A 16,262-nucleotide genomic window follows, 5' to 3' on the forward strand; every position below is an offset into this window, starting at 1 on the left:
GAGCGACCCGCTGACGTGATCCACGCGGCGACACCCGCACCCTCATCCGCCCCTGCGGGGCACCTTCTCCCGATGGGAGAAGGGAGAAGCCTCACCCCTTCTTGCCGCTCGGCCGCTTGCTGCGCACGTACAGCACCAGCGAGTGCTCTTCCAGTTCGTAGCCGTGATCGGCGGCGATCTTGCGCTGCAATTCCTCGATCTCCGCGCTTTCGAACTCGATGATCTTGCCGGTATCCACGTCCACCATGTGGTCGTGGTGGCCGCCGCGGTCCAGCTCATACACCGCCTGGCCGCCCTCGAAGTTGTGCTTGAGCACCAGCCCGGCCGCCTCGAACTGCGTCAGCACCCGGTACACGGTGGCCAGACCGATCTCGTCGCCGTGGTCCAGCAGCTGCCGGTAGATTTCCTCGGCGGTCATGTGGTGCCGCGCCGACTTCTGCTCCAGCAGCTCAAGGATGCGCATCCGGGGGTGCGTGACCTTCAGGCCGACTTTGCGCAGATCGTGGGATTCCATGGCGTCTCCGTTCATAGCTGGTTTATCGCCAGCTGCCTGGGAATGGGTCGCGGCGGTCGCTGGGAGTGTATCATCGACGTGATTTCATTCAGCCCTGTCCCCGATGCGCAATCTCCTGCTGGTCGCCGCTGTTGCCCTGTCCACCGCTGGCTGCGGCATCATTTACAAGCAGCCCATCTATCAGGGCAATCTGATCAAGCCGTCGGCCGTCGAACAGCTGAAGGTCGGACAGAGCAAGCAGCAGGTCAGCGCGCTGCTGGGCAGCCCCTCGATCCCGGATCCGTTCCATGCGCAGCGCTGGGACTACACCTCCACCGAGCGTGTCGATCGCGTGGGCCGTACCGAGATCAAGAACTTCGTCGTGTTCTTCGACAACGACATGGTCACCCGCTGGGAAGGCGATTACTTCCCGGATCAGGACGAAGAGCTGGCCAAGAACAGCGTGCGTCAGTTCGGCCGCAACCTGGCCAAGGACAAGAAGAAGCAGCGCCGCGGCGAATGAGCCGGCGGCCGCGTCGCGCCCCGCCGCTCAGCGCGGCTTGGCGCGGCGTCGCCTGGCGTCCTTCGGGTCGATCAGCAACGGCCTGAGCAGTTCCACCCGGTCGCCGTCCTGCAACAGCCGCGTCGGTGCGGCGACTTCGCCATAGACCGCGCACGGCATGCCGGGCGTCGCTTCGGGCAACGCGGCGGCGACCAGCGCATCGGCCACGGTCGCGCCTTCCGGCAGATCCAGCCGCTGCGACACGAAGCGCTCCGGCCAGGCCAGCACCACCTCGACCTGCATGGCGGCTAGGCCTGTTCCCGGTCGGCCACGCGCACGAAGTCGTTGACCATGCGGTCGGCCAGGCTCTGGAAGCCCAGCGCCAGCGCCGGCCCCAGCAGGCGCGAGGCGGGTTCGAAGTCGAGCATCAGGCTGACCTTGCTGGCGTGCTCGTTGAAGCCGTGGAAGGTCCACTGCCCCTGCAGGCGCTTGAACGGACCGTCGCGCAGCTGCATATCGATGCGATCCGGGCGCTGCAGGCTGTTCTCGGTGGTGAACCAGGTGCGGAACGAGCCCAGCCCCAGGTCCAGCCGCGCCACCAGGACGCGGTCGTTCTGCTCGAGGATATGGGCCGCATCGCACCAGGCGAACCGGCGCGGATAGGCGGCGACGTCGTTGACCAGATCGAACATGCGCGTTGCGGCGTGTTCGACCAGAGCGCTGCGGCGGATGATAGGCATTCGGGACGGGAAGTGGGACCAAGACGTTCGGGAGGCCCCGAATCGGAGACAATAGCAAGATGAGCAAGAAACCCGCCAAGGATAAAGCAAACGGCGCGACGGCCAACAAGACCATCGCCCTGAACAAGCGCGCGCGCCACGAATACCACCTGGAGGACCGCTACGAGGCCGGCCTGGCCCTGCAGGGTTGGGAGGTGAAGTCGATCCGCGCCGGCCGCGCCAACATCGGCGAGAGCTATGCGTTCGTGCGCCAGGGCGAGCTGTTCCTGTTCGGCGCGCAGATCACCCCGTTGATCCAGGCCTCCACCCACGTGGTCGCCGACGACCGGCGCACACGCAAACTGCTGCTGCACCGGAACGAGATCGACAAACTGATCGGCCGCGTCGAACGCGACGGCTACACCCTCGTACCCACCGCGATGTACTGGAGCAAGAACAAGATCAAGCTCGAGATCGCGCTGGCCAAGGGCAAGCAGGACCACGACAAGCGCAACGCGGCCAAGGACCGCGACTGGGCCCGCGACAAGCAGCGCATCATGCGCCGGCACAACAAGAATGCCTGAGGGGCTGGGATTTGGGATTCGGGATTGGGGATTCGCAACAGCGGATCTCCTGCCCTCCCCAGCTGCCCTGCACGCCTCGCCTTTCCCATGGGAGCGGCTTCAGCCGCGACACAGTGAAGCCGGGATTGGGGATTGGGGAGTCGCAACCGCAGCCCCCATTCCCACAAGCTCAGCCGTAAGTGCGGCGCCGTAACGCCTTGGCACGGCAGCCGCAAGAGCGCACCGCGGTGCATGGACGCCCTTATGGGAGCGGCTTCAGCCGCGACGCGGTGAAGTCGGAAGCTCGACGTGATTCGGTCGCACCGGCCACAGAAAACGCGCAGCCCGTTTCATGCCCTCATCCGGAAACATCGGCAGTCACCCGTTGCGGCGAAAGCAGATTCCGACATGAAAGGCGATGCGGCCTCCGAACCTGTTTCGCCCCTCGATTGCCACCCATCCCCAATCCCGCCGTGACCGCGTCGCGGCTGAAGCCGCTTCCACACGGGAGACCGCGCAGCCCAGGGAACCGACGTTGCGAATCCCCAATTTCGAATCCCCGACTCTTCAGCAGCCGAATGGCTGATCATCCCCGCCCCACTCACGTCCCCCCAAGCATCCGCATCAGGCTCGGCAGCCCGCTACCCTGCATGTAGCGATCGCGCTGCAGGTCCAGGCACTGCGCCAGCAGCAGTTGCTTGACCCGATCCGGCGCACTGATGAACTCGCGGCGCACGGACAGGAACGCGGCGATCAACCCCGACACATGCGCCGCAGCCATGCTGGTGCCGCTCATCTCCACCATCCAGGTGCCGGGATCCTCGACCACAAACCCGTGGTGCGCCGACAGGATCTTTTCGCCCGGCGCGACCAGATCCGGCTTGTAGCGGCCATCGGCGGTCGGGCCACGCGAAGAGAAGTACGAAATGCCGTAGCTGTGCGGGCTGCTCTTGTGCACCGAACCCACCGCCAGCGATTCCTCCAGGTTGGCCGGGTCGCCGATGCTCAGGTCCAGGTTCAGCGGGTAGGCCTCGCCATCGCCCTGCATCAGCCAGGCCAAGCCGTCGTTGCCGGCCGCGATCACCACCACCACGCCCTGCCGCCACAGCCGGCGCAACTCGTTGCATAGCGGGGTGAAGCCGCAGCCGTAGCTCTCGGCGTCGAAGTAGCCGCCCAGGCTCAGGTTGACCCCGTGCACCACCAGCTCGCCGGCGTGCTCGTTGAGCTCGGCCACCTGCTGCACGCCCTTGATGATCCACGAGTCGCGGCCGTTGCCGTCGTCGTCCAGCACCTTCAGCCCGTACAGCCGCGTCAGCGGCGCCATGCCGGCGAACTGCAGCGGCGCCGTGGCCGGCACGCCCGGCAGCGGCGCTTCGCACTGCCCGGCGATGATGCCGGCCACGTGGGTACCGTGACCATTGCCGTCGAGCGTGTCGAAGCCGGCCTCGCCCGGGCGCAACGCGCGCGGGCGTCCGCGCTGGGTGCAGTCCCATTGGGCAAGCACGGTCGCCGGTTGCCCGGCGGCATGGAAGTGCGGATGCGCCGCGGCGATGCCGCTGTCCAGCACCGCCCAGCCGATCCCGGTGCCGAGTGCGCGATAGGCCACCTGCGCCGCGTCCACCTGGATCGTGCTGCGCGACTGGTAGATCAGCGCGCGCTTGCCCGCATCGCGCCACAAACGCTTGAGGTTGAGGTCGCGATAGCGCTCGCGCAGGCTCTCGATCTCGAACCGGGTCAAGCGCGCCGAGACGTAGCGCTGCAGCGTGTCCTCCAGTTCGATCTGCGCATCCAGCGCCTCGCCGTGCAGGCCGGTGGAGGCCTCGGTGAGCGCGCGCAACGCGGCGATCAGCTCATGTTTGCGCTGCGCCGGATCGCCGGCCTCGGACAATCGCTCCAGCTCGATCAGCACCTCATGGCGATAATCCGGCGCGCGCGCCTCCAGCTGATCGGACAGGTCCTTGATCAGCACCGGATGCGCGATCGGCTGGTCGAAGCCTACCCCCACCGCGCGCCGCACCTCGGCGCGCACGTCGGGGATGGACAGGTAGCCGGCGGCCGAATGCGGGTTGTGCTGCCAATCCGGGTTGATCCTCGACCCGGCGATGTTGTGGAAGCGCCCGCCGGCATCGGCGATGTCGTCGCTGAGATCATCGTCCAGCGCCACCGGATCGCGCCGTTCGGCGACATTGACCCAGCGCGCCACGCAGGGTGGGAACGGCAGCTTCGGCGTGCCGGTCCACTCCTTGAACATGCTGCGCACCACCGGCAGCCCCAGCGGCGAGCCGAGCGTGAGCAGCAGCGACACCTCGCAGTCCTGCGGCTGCAGTTCGCGCAGCACGTCGTAGGCGATCAGCGAGCCCTGGCTGTGCGCGATGACCACGAACGGGCCGCCACCGGCGCGGATGCGCTGCAGCAGGCTCTCGCGCATCTGCGTACGCCGCGCCGGCACGAAGAAGAAGTCGTGCACGTCCTGCAGCAGCGCCGCGGAGATCAGCTTCAGCAGTGCGCGGTTGAGCACGTCGACCACGCCCTGCGCGTGCACGTCCGCGGCTGCAGCCGCCGGTGCCGGCGCCGCCGCCTCCACCTCGTCCAGCACCTGGTGCAGCAGTGCGCGCTCGGCCTCGCTGGCGGCCAGCGTGTCGGCGAGCTGGCGCAGATCGGCCAGTTGCGGGGCCACGCCGAGTGCGCTGAGCACGCGCTGCTCGGCCTGGTTCAACACCGGGCCGCGGTCCTGATCCTGGCAATCGCCGGGCTCCGGCGACGGATAGCGTTCGCGGTTGACCCAGTAGGCCATGCGCGTGCGCTCGCCCATCGCGCGACCGAACAGCGCGCGATCCCATTGGCAGCGCAACACCTCGGCCGGCGGTTTGTTGCCGATGCCATGGATGTAGACGACCGTGCGTGCCCGACCCTGCGCCAGCGAACCTTCGCCGGTGGCCTTGGGCCGCAGCGCGTTGCCCGCCGGTAGCGCGGCGGCGGGCGTCGCCGAGGCAGGCCTGCTGGCGCCGGGAGCCGCGGCGTTGGATCTGGACGGTGCTGCCGGCCTTGCCGATGCAGGTCCCTTCGTGGATGGAGCTGCCGATGCCGGCGTCGTCTTCTTCGCCGCCTTGGCAGCCCGCGTACCGACCGCTGGCGTCTTGCGCGCTGTTGCTGTCGGCTTGGCGGCAGATCTCGCCGGCGCCTTGCCGGGGGTGGACGTCGAGGACGTGACGGGTGCCTTGGGCGTACGCCCGCTGCTGCGGCCACGCGGCTGTCTGCTTGCCATTGCGCTGCTCCATGCCTGGGGGAATGCCTGGGGGACGGCGGCGTGACAGGGCCGGCGTCGCAGTGAAGCCAGCTTAAGCGCGGCCTGTCTCAAGACTTGTGACTGCCCTCCCCGATCCCTACACTGTGCAGGTCAGCGTTTGACGTTGTCCCCGGGGGTGCACTGGTTTCGACGGGGGTTGCAAAATCGCTTGGCGCATGCCGAGGGGGCAGCTTTCCTCGTAAATCCAGCCGCAAACTTATAGTTGCCAACGACGACAACTACGCACTGGCCGCTTAAGGCCTAGCCCCGAAATCGCTTGTGTCCGTGCTCGCGACGTAGGGTCATTATCACGGAATCGCCGGTGGTGGCTGCCTGTCAGCCATTGGCTAAATCAAGCAGGCTGGTCCCGGGATGCGCTTCGCACATCGTGCTGTTCCGGGGCGAGATCCAACGATGAGCTAAGCATGTAGTGCCGGGGATGGAGTGCCTTCGGACGGCGGTTCGATTCCGCCCACCTCCACCATCTGATCGCGGAAAAGAGCAGTAAACGCTTGATTCTGCGAAGGTTTGGCCCGGGGTTTGATGATCGATTTGAGCCTGGTCCAGGTATCAAACGAGGGATCAAACCCCGTGCCGAAGCCTTATTTTCTGCGCCGCCCGGCTGTGCCATAGGCGCGCATCTTCGCTCCCACCGATCTTCGGACCCTCGCTGGCCCGCGCCACTTGGTGCACCCCGTTTTCTACCGATGGGCGATGTCGCCCGTCTGGCTGCCTCGCGTGCCGCTGCAGCACCCTCGGGGGCATTCGATCGGATGCGACAGGACGCGAGCATGAACGACGATTTCCTGAGCCAAGCGCTGTCCGCGTTGCGAGGGAAGCAGGCGCGCCCCCTACATCATCAAGGCCGGGGGCATGGAACTCCCTGCCCATGGGGCTGAATATGAAAACCCAATCGCAAATGCCAATGAGTTTTCGCCTATTTTCATTGGCGAGTTTAATAATTGTACATATTCAATAAATACAATCATTTCCATATTCATCGCCTATGGAGCCATCGTCTTGAGAAATCTGCTGGAGTTCTGGAATTGAAAAATCTGCTCTGTCTATTCTGTCTCATCATCTGTCCTTCACTGGCCTGGGCAAACGACCCACCAGATTTTCTTTTCAGATGCGATACGCGGTCACCCGATGAAATTCAACAAGCCGGTGGGTTCTATCCGCACAACAACGGCAGGATCCGCGATTACGACCTCGCCCATCACTTCACCGGAGAAAGTGTCGAGCATTACACCTCCGCCTTCGTATCGACGAGCTCGGATTTGGAAGCAGCCGTCAACCATTGCCTGAGCATGGTCGATAGAGGTCAGAGCGCATGGATCTACATGATCGTGCCGGGCAACAATTTCTATAGCGTTCCGTCCTCCCTGCAAAGAGCCCGTGACAGCCATGTGGCCGGCTCCCCGGAATGGCAGAGAATCAATCAACTCATCAGCGACTATGACGGCATGTCCGAATATGTGGCGGTCGATGGGTTTCCTTTCGGCAGAGTCATCAGTCACGCCGAGCTCAACCAAGAGATGGTCGACGACTATTACCATGACGAAGACTCGGTGCTGTACTCGCCCGACTTTTGGGACAATCGATGGAATTTTTCGGACGCTTTCAACGCTGATTTCGATGGAGAACAGCCCAACGATTCACCATACCTGGTGGTGGACGAACCAGCGAGCCAGGTGGTACTGGCGCTCAATGAGCATGCGATGGAACTACCGCTGCGCTTCGTCTGCGACGCGGCGAACGGCTTTCCGGCATCGAGCAGATCGATAGCATCCTCGCATTCATGCCCCAGGTACGAAATCATCAAAAGGCTCTATGACAAACAAATAATATCCAGCATTATACTTTGACCATCGACAGACCAAAGTCCGTCTCCAGCGCAGTATTTCCCTGAAAAACCGAACCACTGTCACCCAGCGGGCATTGCGCTTGCCGGGAGAGTGGGTGGTGCACGTTCCATCTGATGCCCCCCAAAAATACTATAGACGGCCACAAACCAAACAGGTGTCCACACCCACACGAGTCTGCGCATTGCAGTCGTTCGTTTTAGTGGACCCACACGAAAAAACAGGAGCACGACAATGAAAATCAAGCCCCCAGCCTTTGCAATCGCAATCTGCCTTTCGTCATTGAGCCTGAATGCAATGGCAGGCGAATATACCGAAACCGGATACCTGAGAAATGTCAAGGCGAACAATACCGGGAGCACCTGTTTCTTTCAGATCGCGGGGTCACCCACAGGACATAACTTCCAGGGCGGAGAGTGGTATTGCGGAGATATTGCGGGCCAGAACATTCTGAAACTGGCGCAAACCGCACAAATCCTCCAGATGAAGGTCAAAGTCATCCTGGAAGGAGACGGAGCCGCGTACAAGCCGGTAAAGGCCGTTGAATTAGCCAATTAGAACGACTGGGTGCCAGGCGGGCGTGGACGACGCGCAGGAGCCGGAGCATACGTGGGGGACCTGAGGATTCCGAGGCCGGCCGTGCCCCTGCTCTCGCACAGCACCGCCAGCCGGGCCTTGCGCTCCACCAGCCTGCCCACGCACGAACGGTTGAACGCGCCCTTGATCAGGTCGCCCTTCCCAATGCCTCGGCACCAGGCGTTGCTGCACCTGCTCCGGACGATGCACGATGCACGGCTGTTCGGCACCCACGAGCGTCTGAGGCGACCATGCGCGGCAGGCCGCGCATGGCCTTGCGCAGCGCCAGCTGACATGCCAACGCACCAGCAGGCGATCTACCTGCCGGTGCGCGAAGAAAGTGGTCCAGCCGCGGATGCCTGCATCCTTGAAGCAGCCCCAGGCATCGCCTCGGCCGCACAGCTGGTAGGCGCATCATGCGTCCGTGTCCGTTACGCCGGCGTCCTTGAGGCGTTGCGAAATGATGTCGGCGGCGTCGTTGCCGTGCGATGACGACGCATGCCAACCGCGCCGCCGCCAAGAGCGCCTAGGCGGGCACTGGCGATGGCGGCATCGGCGACGCGCCGACATACCCGTCACCGCCGGTCTGTACGGTGGCAGACGCCCTCCTCGATTCGGACACTCCCCATGCCATTGACCCAGGAACAACGGCGCATCCTGCAGGACATCCATGCCACCACCCCGGTCAGCGAAGCCGAGGCGACCTGGGCGGTGCGCGAGGACTACGCGGCGCAAGGCGAGGACGGCGATCTGGCGCTCAGCCAGAAGGGGTTGAAGGCCATCGACGGCAGCGAAGCGTAACCCGCCTCCTGGCCGGGACGTCTTGCGGATCCCATCACGCCGGTGACGGTAGCGCTGCAGAGATAGCCCGTCCGGTCGGCGCTGCGTCCATCTGCACACAGCGCCGCCCCCACGCGACCACAGTACGGTTCGCCGGCTAGCGCCCGCGCGTCGCCCGTCCCCTCATCCGGCGCTGCGTGCCACCACGTCCCGCAGGGAGAGGATCAGGCGCGAGCATCCTTGCATCAGCGCCGCCCTACATGCCGCCAAACAACGTCTGCCGCGTGACGCAGGTTGATCGGCGCGACGCCGATCCCTCCGCCAATGCGACGTCGTCGTGATGCCGTGCGTGTCGGCAATCCCGCTGCGTCGCGGTCAGCTTCGGGATATCGACCACAAAAGAATTTCAGGCATGGAACTTGCAGTTGCCACCGCAACGCCTCTTCGCCAGCCTGATGTCGCCATGCTCGTTGCCCGCCCTCGCCAGCCCGCCTGCAATGACCGTGCGCCGCTCCGGAGTCCAGCACCGTGAGCGCCGGATTGACCCTGCGTCGGCACTTCCGGCTCGGCATCATCAAGACACTCGGTCCGTCCACGGCCGGGGTGCTGCTGCTGTTCGCGGTCTATCAGATGGCGATCGGCGCGCCGTGGACCGCGCTGGCCGGCGCCGCGCTGGCCGGTCTGGCCGCGCTGGCGACCTGGCTGGCGCTGCACCGTGGCGACGGCCGCATGGATCCGCTGCTGTCGCTGAGCTGGTTGCTGGGGAGCGCCCTGGCCTGCCATGCACTGCGCCACGCCGCGGTGCCGTGGCTGTACCTGGTGATGATGAGCAATTTCTTCGTGGTGACGCGCCATGTCGCGCTGGCCTGCAATGCCACGCTGATCGCGGTGCTGCTGGTGGTGACCCCGAGCACCCTGGGTGCCGAGCACTTCTTTTCGATGATCTCGGTGTCGTTGCTGATCACCGGGCTGGGCTACATGCTCGCGTTGCGGGTGGAAGGCGATCGCGTGCAACTGGAGCAACTGGCGTCGCACGATTCGCTGACCGGGCTGCCGAATCGTCGCATGCTCGAGCGCAGCCTGTCGCAACGGGTGGCCGATCCGCGTCGTGCGACTCGCCGGCATGGGCTGATCGTGCTCGACATCGATCACTTCAAGGAGGTCAACGACCTCTACGGCCATGCCGAGGGCGACCGGGTGCTGGCCGAGTTGGCCGCGCTGTTGCGCGCGCAGGTACGTGCGCCGGACGAGGTATTCCGGTTCGGCGGCGAGGAGTTCGTGGTGGTGGCACGGCTGCAGTCCGCGACCGAACTGTCCGCCTTCGCCAGGCGCCTGCACGATGCCACCCGCTCTGCGCTGCGCGGCCCCAACGGCACCATCACCGTGTCGCTGGGTGCGGCGATGCTGTGCGACGAGGTGCAGTGGCACGACTGGTTCTCGCGCGCAGACACCGCGCTGTACCAGGCCAAGAACAACGGCCGCGACCGTTATGTGACCGCCGAGGACGTGGCGCAGGACTGAACGACCAGCACCCGCGGCGATCTGCCGCATGCCCGGCTGGTCTTCGGTCCGGTCGCCGTCACCAGTACCGCTCCGATGACGGGAAGCATCCTGTGGGCATCGACTGTGATGCCGGGCGAAGTGGTGTGCGTTCCGATGGCGCAATGCGTCGGGACTGAAGTCCCTCCCACAGTGCACCCGCAGGACTCGCCGCAAGCCATTGCGGGAGTCGCCTGCCATGCAGCCGCGACGGGCTTCAGCGGGAACGCCCGTCGCGGCTGACGCCGCTCCTACAGACAAACCTGGGACGCGGCCGGATGGCGGCGAGAGCACATGACGAACGGTGCCGACCAGGCGCCGCGGTGCGAACGGTCGGCCCGCACCGCGGCAGGTGCAGCGCTCTGCTCAGCGCGCCTGCACCGCGGACGCCGCCACCGCGGTGGTCGCGACGTCCCGGCTGCCGGCCTCCGTGCCGGCGTCCTGCCCCCAACCACCAAGCGCCTTGTACACCCGCACCACGCCGATGTTCACCGCCGCTTCGGCGTCGGCCAGGGCCGCCTCGGCGGTCAGTTGCGTGCGCTGCGCATCGAGCAGGGTCAGGAAATCCTCCGAGCCTTCGCGATAGCGGATCTGCGCCAACGCCTCGGCACGCTGCGCCGCCTGCGTCTGTTCGGCCACGATCGCCAGCCGCGCTTGTTCGTGGGCATAGGCGGTCAAGGCGTTCTCGGTGTCCTCCAGTGCGCCGAGCACGGCTTTCTCGTAGTCGGCTGCAGCGCCGTCGGCCTGCGCTTCGCTCGCGCGCAGGCGTGCCCGCACACTGCCCAGGTCGAACGCCGCCCACTGGATCGACGGGGTCAGCGACCACGCCTTGCTGCGGCCGTGCAACAAGGCGCCAGCATCGCCGGACAGGAAGCCGACGAAACCTGACAGGCTGATCCGCGGGAACAGGTCGGCGGTGGCCACGCCGACGCGCGCGGTCGCCGCCGCCAGACGGCGTTCGGCGATGCGCACGTCCGGACGCCGGCGCAGCAACTGCGTGGTATCGCCCAGCGGCAAGGCCCGTGCATAGGCCGGGGTCGGCTGCGGCGCCAGCAGCGCGTCGAGCGCGCCCGGCGGCTTGCCCAGCAGCACCGCCAGCCGGTGCCGCGCCTGCGCGGCATCGACTTCCAGCAACGGGATGTCGGCCTCGATCGCCTTCAGCCGCGCACGGCTGGTCTGCACGTCCAGTTCGCTGCCGGCGCCCAGTCGCCAACGGGTCTCGGTCAGCCGCTGGGTATCGCGCAGGTTGTCCAGCGTGGTCCGCGCCAGCGCGATGCGCTTCTGCGTGCCGCGCAGGGCGAAGTAGTTGCGTGCCACCTCCGCGGCCACGGTGACCTGGGCGTCGGCCAGGCCGGCCTGTTCGGCTTCCAGGTTCGCACGCGCCGCTTCGCTGGCGCGGCGCTGGCGCCCGAACAGGTCCAGCTCCCAGCCGGCATCGAAGCCGAACCGGTAGCTTTCGGTGAGCACGCGCGCGCCGCCGGCGTCCGCGTCCGGGGCCTTGCCGCGGGTGTAGTCGCCGCCGGCGGTGACATGCGGCGCCTGGTCCAGGCGCTGCTCGGCGAAGACCGCGCGCGCCTCGTGCACGCGCGCCAGGGCGAGGCGCAGGTCCAGGTTGGCGACCAGGCCGTCGTGCACCAGCTGTTCCAGCACCGGGTCGTCGAACTGCGCCCACCAGGATGCGACCGGCGAGTCGGTCGCGAACACCGGCGACGCGGCGCCCTGCAGGGTCACCGGCGGCTGCGCCGGTGCGCGGTAGTCGGGGCCGACGCTGGCGCAGGCGCTGAGCAGCGCCAGCGCCAGTGCGCCGAAGACGGGACGGATCACCATGGCAGCACCTGTCCGACATGGGTGTAGCTGCCGGTGGGGCCGTCGGCGTCGAGCAGCGCCATCATCACGCTGCTGCGCGCACCGTCGGCCACTTCCAGCTCGCCCTCGCCCGCGTTCATGTCGGTCTTCACGTAGCCGGGGTGGATGGTGTTGACCTTGATCGGGGTCTCGCGCAGTTCGTAGGCCAACTGGATGGTCCAGGCATTCACCGCGCTCTTGGACACGTTGTAGGCCGGCACCTTGAAGTCGTAGATCGGCGACCCGGGCTGGCTGTGCAGCGCCAGCGAACCGAGCACACTGGAGACGTTGACGATGCGCGCGGCCGGCGCCTCGCGCAGCAGCGGCAGGAACCCCTGGGTGACCGCGATCAGGCCGAACAGGTTGGTGTCGAAGGTCTCGCGCCAGGTCTCCAGGCTCTGCTGCGACACGCTCAGGCGCGGGTCGTCGCGCAGGATGCCGGCGTTGTTGACCAGGATGTCCAGCCGCCCATGGCGTGCGCGCACCGTCTCCACTGCGGCGGTGATGCTGGCGGCGTCGGTGACGTCCAGGGTCAGCGGCTCCACCGGCAGGCCCTCGCCCTGCAGTTCCAGGGCCGCGGCGCTGGCGCGGGTCGCGTCGCGCCCGGCCAGCAGGGTGTGCACGCCGGCTTCGGCCAGCTGCCGCACGGTGTGCAGGCCGATGCCGCGGGTGGCGCCGCTGACCAGGGCGATCTTGTGTGCTGCGTTCATTGCGAAACTCCTGAGAAGGATGGGAAAAGGATCAGCCGTGCGCCGGCGCGTCGGCGTGGGCCGGCGCATGCGAGACCAGCGGCCGCCCGGCCAGCTTGCGCAGGGCGACATAGAACACGGGAGTGAGGAACAGACCGAACAGGGTCACGCCCAGCATGCCGGCGAACACGGTGATGCCGGTGGCAGAGCGCACTTCCGCGCCCGCGCCATGCGAGAACACCAGCGGCACCGTGCCGGCGATGAAGGCGATGGAGGTCATCACGATCGGGCGCAGGCGCAGGCGGCAGGCCTGCAGTGCCGATTCGACGATGCCCTTGCCCTGCAGTTCCAGCTCGCGGGCGAACTCGACGATCAGGATCGCGTTCTTGCACGCCAGGCCCATCAGTACCACCAGACCCACCTGCACGAACACGTTGTTGTCGCCGCCGCTCAGCCACACCCCGAACAGCGCCGACAGCAGGGTCATCGGCACGATCAGGATCACCGCCAGCGGCAGCGTCCAGCTCTCGTACAGCGCCGCCAGCACCAGGAACGCCAGCAGCACCGCCAGCGGGAACACCACCAGCGCCGCATTTCCCTGAGTCGCCTGCTGGTAGCTCAGGTCGGTCCACTCGATCTCCATGCCGTTGGGCAGCACCTGCTTGGCGATCTGAGTGATCTTGGCCATCGCCTCGGCCGAGGACAGCGAGCGCGCATCCGCTTCGCCGGCCAGGTCGGCGGCCGGATAGCCGTTGTAGCGCAGCACCGGGTCCGGACCGTAGGTCTGCTTGATGGTCACCATCGAGCCGATCGGCACCATCTCGCCCTGGGCGTTGCGGGTGCGCAGCCGGGCGATGTCCTCCACGCTCTCGCGGAACGGCGCATCGGCCTGGGCGATCACCTGCCAGGTGCGGCCGAACTGGTTGAAGTCGTTGACGTAGGTCGAGCCCAGGTAGGTCTGCAAGGTATCGAACAGATCGGTCAGGGCCACGCCCTGGGCCTTGGCCTTGACCCGGTCGACCTCGGCGTCGAGCTGCGGGACGTTGGCCTGATACGTGCCGATCGGGAAGCTCATCCCCGGGGTCTGCGCCACCGCGCCCTGCATGGTGCTGACCGCGTTCTGCAGCGCACCGTAGCCGAGGTTGGCACGGTCCTCGATGAACAACTGGTAGCCGTTGCCGTTGCCCAGGCCGAGGATCGGCGGCGGCATGAAGGCGAACGACATGCCCTCGCCCAGCTGCGAGATGCGCTGGTTGATCTCGGCATTGATCTCCAATGCGCTGCGGTGGCGCTCGGCGAACGGCTTCAGCGGCAGGAACACCACGCCGGTGTTGGGCGTGTTGGTGAACTGCAGCGCGTTGAGGCCCGGGAACGAGATCGCATGGGCCACGCCGTCGGTCTGCATGGCGATGGTGGCGACCTTGCGCAGCATCGCGTCGGTGCGCTCGATCGAGGCGCCCTCCGGCAGCTTGACGCCGGCGATCAGGTACATCTTGTCCTGGGTCGGGATGAAGCCGCCCGGTACCGCCTTGAACATCAGCCCGGTGACCAGCAGCAGCGCCACGTACACCGCGAACACCGCGCCGCGGCGGCCGAGGATGCGCGACACCGCGCCCTGGTAGCGGTCGGAGCTGCGGTGGAAGAAGCGGTTGAACGGACGGAACAGCCAGCCGCCGAACAGCCGCTCCATGCCGCGCGACAGGCGGTCCTTGGGCGCGTCGTGGCCTTGCAGCAGGCGCGCGGCCAGCGCCGGCGACAGGGTCAGCGAGTTGATCGCCGAGATCACCGTGGAGATGGCGATGGTCACCGCGAACTGCTTGTAGAACTGCCCGGTGACCCCGGACAGGAACGCCATCGGCACGAACACCGCGCACAGCACCAGCGCGATCGCGATGATCGGGCCGGACACCTCGCGCATCGCCTGGTGGGCGGCCGCCAGTGGGGTCAGCCCCTCCTCGATGTTGCGCTCCACGTTCTCCACCACCACGATCGCATCGTCGACCACGATGCCGATCGCCAGCACCAGCCCGAACAGGGTCAGCGTGTTGATCGAGAAGCCCAGCAGGTACAGCGCGGCGAAGGTGCCGACCACCGACACCGGCACCGCGATCAGCGGAATGATCGAGGCGCGCCAGGTCTGCAGGAACAGGATCACCACCAGCACCACCAGCAGCACCGCCTCCAGCAGGGTGTGGACCACCGCGCTGATCGAGTCGCGCACGAAGATGGTGGTGTCGTACACCGCCTCGTACTTCACGTCATCGGGGAACTGCTTGGTCAGCTCGTCCATCTTGGCGATGACCTGGTCGCGGATCTGCAGCGCATTGGCGCCCGGCGCCTGGAAGATGCCGATGCCGACCGCGTTCTTGCCGTCCAGCTGCGCGCGCAGGGTGTAGTCGCCGGCGCCCAGTTGCAGGCGGGCGACGTCGGACAGGCGCACGGGCTGGCCGTCGGCGCCGACCTTGAGCACGATGTCGCCGAACTCCTGTTCGGTGCGCAGGCGGCCCTGCGCGTTGATCAGGGTCAGGAACTTGCTCTCCGGCATCGGCTCGGCGCCGAGCTGGCCGGCGGAGACCTGCACGTTCTGCTCGCGCATCGCCGCGACCACGTCGCTGGCGGTGAGCCCGCGTGCGGCCACCCGCTCCGGGTCCAGCCACGCGCGCATCGCGTAGTCGCCGCCGCCGAACACCTGCGCGTCGCCCACGCCCTGGATCCGTGCCAGCGCGTCCTTGACGTGCAGGCGCGCGTAGTTGCGCAGATACAGGGTGTCGTACTTGCCCTTGGGCGAGGTCAGGTGCACCACCATCAGGAAGGTCGGCGACTGCTTCTGCGTGGTCACGCCCTGCCGGCGCACGTCCTCGGGCAGGCGCGCCTGCGCCTGCGCCACGCGGTTCTGCACCTTGACCGCGGCATCGTCCGGATCGGTGCCCGGGCGGAAGGTCACGGTCATCTGCAGCACGCCGTCGGAGCCGGCGACCGACTTGATGTACATCATGTTCTCCACGCCGTTGATCGCCTCCTCCAGCGGCGTGGCGACGGTCTCGGCGATGACCTTGGGGTTGGCGCCCGGATACACCGTGCGCACCACCACCGAAGGCGGCACCACGTCCGGGTATTCGCCGATGGGCAGCAGCGGGATGGCGATCAGGCCCGCGGCGAAGATGACGATCGACAGCACGGCGGCGAAGATCGGCCGGTCGATGAAGAATCTGGAAAAGTCCATGGGTGGTGGTCCTGGAAACGGATGAAACGGGGGGCCGGGCGCGGACGCAGGCATGCCGGTGGCGACGCCGGGCCATCGCGGGCCCGGCGGGGCGCGGCCGGCAGGTCATGACCCGGCCGGTGCTGCGTGGGCGCCCGCGACTCAGTCGAGGGCGACGGCCTGGCGCGGTGCGGCAGGGGGCG

The 16,262-nt window shown here is 66.7% G+C and carries 15 protein-coding genes, 1 other RNA gene and 1 pseudogene; 9 read left to right on the forward strand and 8 right to left on the reverse strand.

What is annotated here, in order from left to right:
- Positions 1 to 91 precede the first annotated feature (91 nt).
- Positions 92 to 514, reverse strand: a complete 423-nt coding sequence (gene fur / locus D588_RS0118740; protein WP_026143876.1) for a ferric iron uptake transcriptional regulator — start codon at positions 512 to 514, stop codon at positions 92 to 94.
- Between the two features lie 103 nt (positions 515 to 617).
- Between fur and bamE the strand changes: the two genes are divergently transcribed.
- On the forward strand, positions 618 to 1,016 hold the full coding sequence (bamE, locus tag D588_RS0118745) for an outer membrane protein assembly factor BamE (RefSeq protein WP_017908545.1): 399 nt from the start codon (positions 618 to 620) through the stop codon (positions 1,014 to 1,016).
- Between the two features lie 27 nt (positions 1,017 to 1,043).
- On the opposite strand, the gene D588_RS0118750 is transcribed toward bamE, so the two are convergent.
- Both D588_RS0118750 and D588_RS0118755 read right to left on the reverse strand, forming a co-directional pair.
- The gene (locus D588_RS0118750) at positions 1,044 to 1,298 is read right to left on the reverse strand and encodes an RnfH family protein (RefSeq protein ID WP_017917061.1); all 255 of its coding nucleotides are present in this window, start codon (positions 1,296 to 1,298) and stop codon (positions 1,044 to 1,046) included.
- A 5-nt stretch (positions 1,299 to 1,303) separates the two neighbouring features.
- Complete coding sequence (locus tag D588_RS0118755) at positions 1,304 to 1,735, reverse strand: type II toxin-antitoxin system RatA family toxin (protein ID WP_017913569.1); 432 nt, start codon at positions 1,733 to 1,735, stop codon at positions 1,304 to 1,306.
- 59 nt (positions 1,736 to 1,794) lie between these two features.
- Here D588_RS0118755 and smpB point away from each other — a divergent pair, with 59 nt between their 5' ends.
- The gene (gene smpB / locus D588_RS0118760) at positions 1,795 to 2,298 is read left to right on the forward strand and encodes an SsrA-binding protein SmpB (protein ID WP_010344270.1); all 504 of its coding nucleotides are present in this window, start codon (positions 1,795 to 1,797) and stop codon (positions 2,296 to 2,298) included.
- A gap of 580 nt (positions 2,299 to 2,878) precedes the next feature.
- Here the strand turns inward: smpB and D588_RS0118765 are convergent.
- The gene (locus D588_RS0118765; RefSeq protein ID WP_017917063.1) at positions 2,879 to 5,128 is read right to left on the reverse strand and encodes a S8 family serine peptidase; all 2,250 of its coding nucleotides are present in this window, start codon (positions 5,126 to 5,128) and stop codon (positions 2,879 to 2,881) included.
- A gap of 82 nt (positions 5,129 to 5,210) precedes the next feature.
- On the opposite strand from D588_RS0118765, the gene D588_RS27365 reads away from it, so the two are divergent.
- The 5 genes from D588_RS27365 (at position 5,211) to D588_RS28000 (ending at position 7,986) form a co-directional block, all read left to right on the forward strand.
- Positions 5,211 to 5,588, forward strand: coding sequence for a hypothetical protein (locus D588_RS27365; RefSeq protein WP_017917064.1), 378 nt, complete (start codon positions 5,211 to 5,213; stop codon positions 5,586 to 5,588).
- Between the two features lie 107 nt (positions 5,589 to 5,695).
- Positions 5,696 to 6,047: a transfer-messenger RNA gene (ssrA, locus tag D588_RS26805) on the forward strand.
- Between the two features lie 389 nt (positions 6,048 to 6,436).
- Complete coding sequence (locus D588_RS28260; protein ID WP_193314794.1) at positions 6,437 to 6,613, forward strand: hypothetical protein; 177 nt, start codon at positions 6,437 to 6,439, stop codon at positions 6,611 to 6,613.
- A complete protein-coding gene (locus tag D588_RS26815; RefSeq protein WP_157836490.1) occupies positions 6,610 to 7,431 on the forward strand; it encodes an enterotoxin A family protein in 822 nt (273 codons plus the stop codon). The genes D588_RS28260 and D588_RS26815 overlap by 4 nt, the downstream gene beginning before the upstream one ends.
- 231 nt (positions 7,432 to 7,662) lie before the next feature.
- On the forward strand, positions 7,663 to 7,986 hold the full coding sequence (locus D588_RS28000; RefSeq protein WP_152182078.1) for a hypothetical protein: 324 nt from the start codon (positions 7,663 to 7,665) through the stop codon (positions 7,984 to 7,986).
- 92 nt (positions 7,987 to 8,078) lie between these two features.
- Here D588_RS28000 and D588_RS28605 read toward each other — a convergent pair.
- Positions 8,079 to 8,208: pseudogene (locus D588_RS28605) on the reverse strand (IS30 family transposase); the annotation flags it as partial.
- A 423-nt stretch (positions 8,209 to 8,631) separates the two neighbouring features.
- Here D588_RS28605 and D588_RS28265 point away from each other — a divergent pair.
- Together D588_RS28265 and D588_RS0118790 are read left to right on the forward strand one after the other, a co-directional pair.
- Complete coding sequence (locus D588_RS28265) at positions 8,632 to 8,805, forward strand: hypothetical protein (protein ID WP_087963689.1); 174 nt, start codon at positions 8,632 to 8,634, stop codon at positions 8,803 to 8,805.
- A gap of 507 nt (positions 8,806 to 9,312) precedes the next feature.
- The gene (locus D588_RS0118790) at positions 9,313 to 10,305 is read left to right on the forward strand and encodes a GGDEF domain-containing protein (protein ID WP_026143877.1); all 993 of its coding nucleotides are present in this window, start codon (positions 9,313 to 9,315) and stop codon (positions 10,303 to 10,305) included.
- A 384-nt stretch (positions 10,306 to 10,689) separates the two neighbouring features.
- Here the strand turns inward: D588_RS0118790 and D588_RS0118795 are convergent, their stop codons facing one another.
- From D588_RS0118795 to D588_RS0118805, 3 genes are read right to left on the reverse strand one after another with little or no spacing between them, the layout of a single operon-like run.
- Positions 10,690 to 12,150, reverse strand: a complete 1,461-nt coding sequence (locus tag D588_RS0118795; RefSeq protein WP_017917069.1) for an efflux transporter outer membrane subunit — start codon at positions 12,148 to 12,150, stop codon at positions 10,690 to 10,692.
- On the reverse strand, positions 12,144 to 12,878 hold the full coding sequence (locus tag D588_RS0118800) for an SDR family oxidoreductase (protein WP_017917070.1): 735 nt from the start codon (positions 12,876 to 12,878) through the stop codon (positions 12,144 to 12,146). Before D588_RS0118800 ends, D588_RS0118795 begins: the two co-directional genes overlap by 7 nt.
- Positions 12,879 to 12,909: 31 nt before the next feature.
- Positions 12,910 to 16,080, reverse strand: coding sequence for a multidrug efflux RND transporter permease subunit (locus tag D588_RS0118805; RefSeq protein ID WP_017917071.1), 3,171 nt, complete (start codon positions 16,078 to 16,080; stop codon positions 12,910 to 12,912).
- Between the last annotated feature and the right edge of the window lie 182 nt (positions 16,081 to 16,262).

It is taken from the genome of Xanthomonas sp. SHU 308 (assembly GCF_000364645.1).
Taxonomy (GTDB): Bacteria; Pseudomonadota; Gammaproteobacteria; order Xanthomonadales; family Xanthomonadaceae; genus Xanthomonas_A; species Xanthomonas_A sontii.

What these genes read in the sequence shown, in the direction of transcription:
- fur (WP_026143876.1), bottom strand. Translation starts at nt 514, where the DNA reads ATGGAATCCCACGATCTGCGCAAAGTCGGCCTGAAGGTCACGCACCCC.
- bamE (WP_017908545.1), top strand. Translation starts at nt 618, where the DNA reads ATGCGCAATCTCCTGCTGGTCGCCGCTGTTGCCCTGTCCACCGCTGGC.
- D588_RS0118750 (WP_017917061.1), bottom strand. Translation starts at nt 1,298, where the DNA reads ATGCAGGTCGAGGTGGTGCTGGCCTGGCCGGAGCGCTTCGTGTCGCAG.
- D588_RS0118755 (WP_017913569.1), bottom strand. Translation starts at nt 1,735, where the DNA reads ATGCCTATCATCCGCCGCAGCGCTCTGGTCGAACACGCCGCAACGCGC.
- smpB (WP_010344270.1), top strand. Translation starts at nt 1,795, where the DNA reads ATGAGCAAGAAACCCGCCAAGGATAAAGCAAACGGCGCGACGGCCAAC.
- D588_RS28260 (WP_193314794.1), top strand. Translation starts at nt 6,437, where the DNA reads ATGGAACTCCCTGCCCATGGGGCTGAATATGAAAACCCAATCGCAAAT.
- D588_RS28000 (WP_152182078.1), top strand. Translation starts at nt 7,663, where the DNA reads ATGAAAATCAAGCCCCCAGCCTTTGCAATCGCAATCTGCCTTTCGTCA.
- D588_RS28265 (WP_087963689.1), top strand. Translation starts at nt 8,632, where the DNA reads ATGCCATTGACCCAGGAACAACGGCGCATCCTGCAGGACATCCATGCC.
- D588_RS0118795 (WP_017917069.1), bottom strand. Translation starts at nt 12,150, where the DNA reads ATGGTGATCCGTCCCGTCTTCGGCGCACTGGCGCTGGCGCTGCTCAGC.
- D588_RS0118800 (WP_017917070.1), bottom strand. Translation starts at nt 12,878, where the DNA reads ATGAACGCAGCACACAAGATCGCCCTGGTCAGCGGCGCCACCCGCGGC.
- D588_RS0118805 (WP_017917071.1), bottom strand. Translation starts at nt 16,080, where the DNA reads ATGGACTTTTCCAGATTCTTCATCGACCGGCCGATCTTCGCCGCCGTG.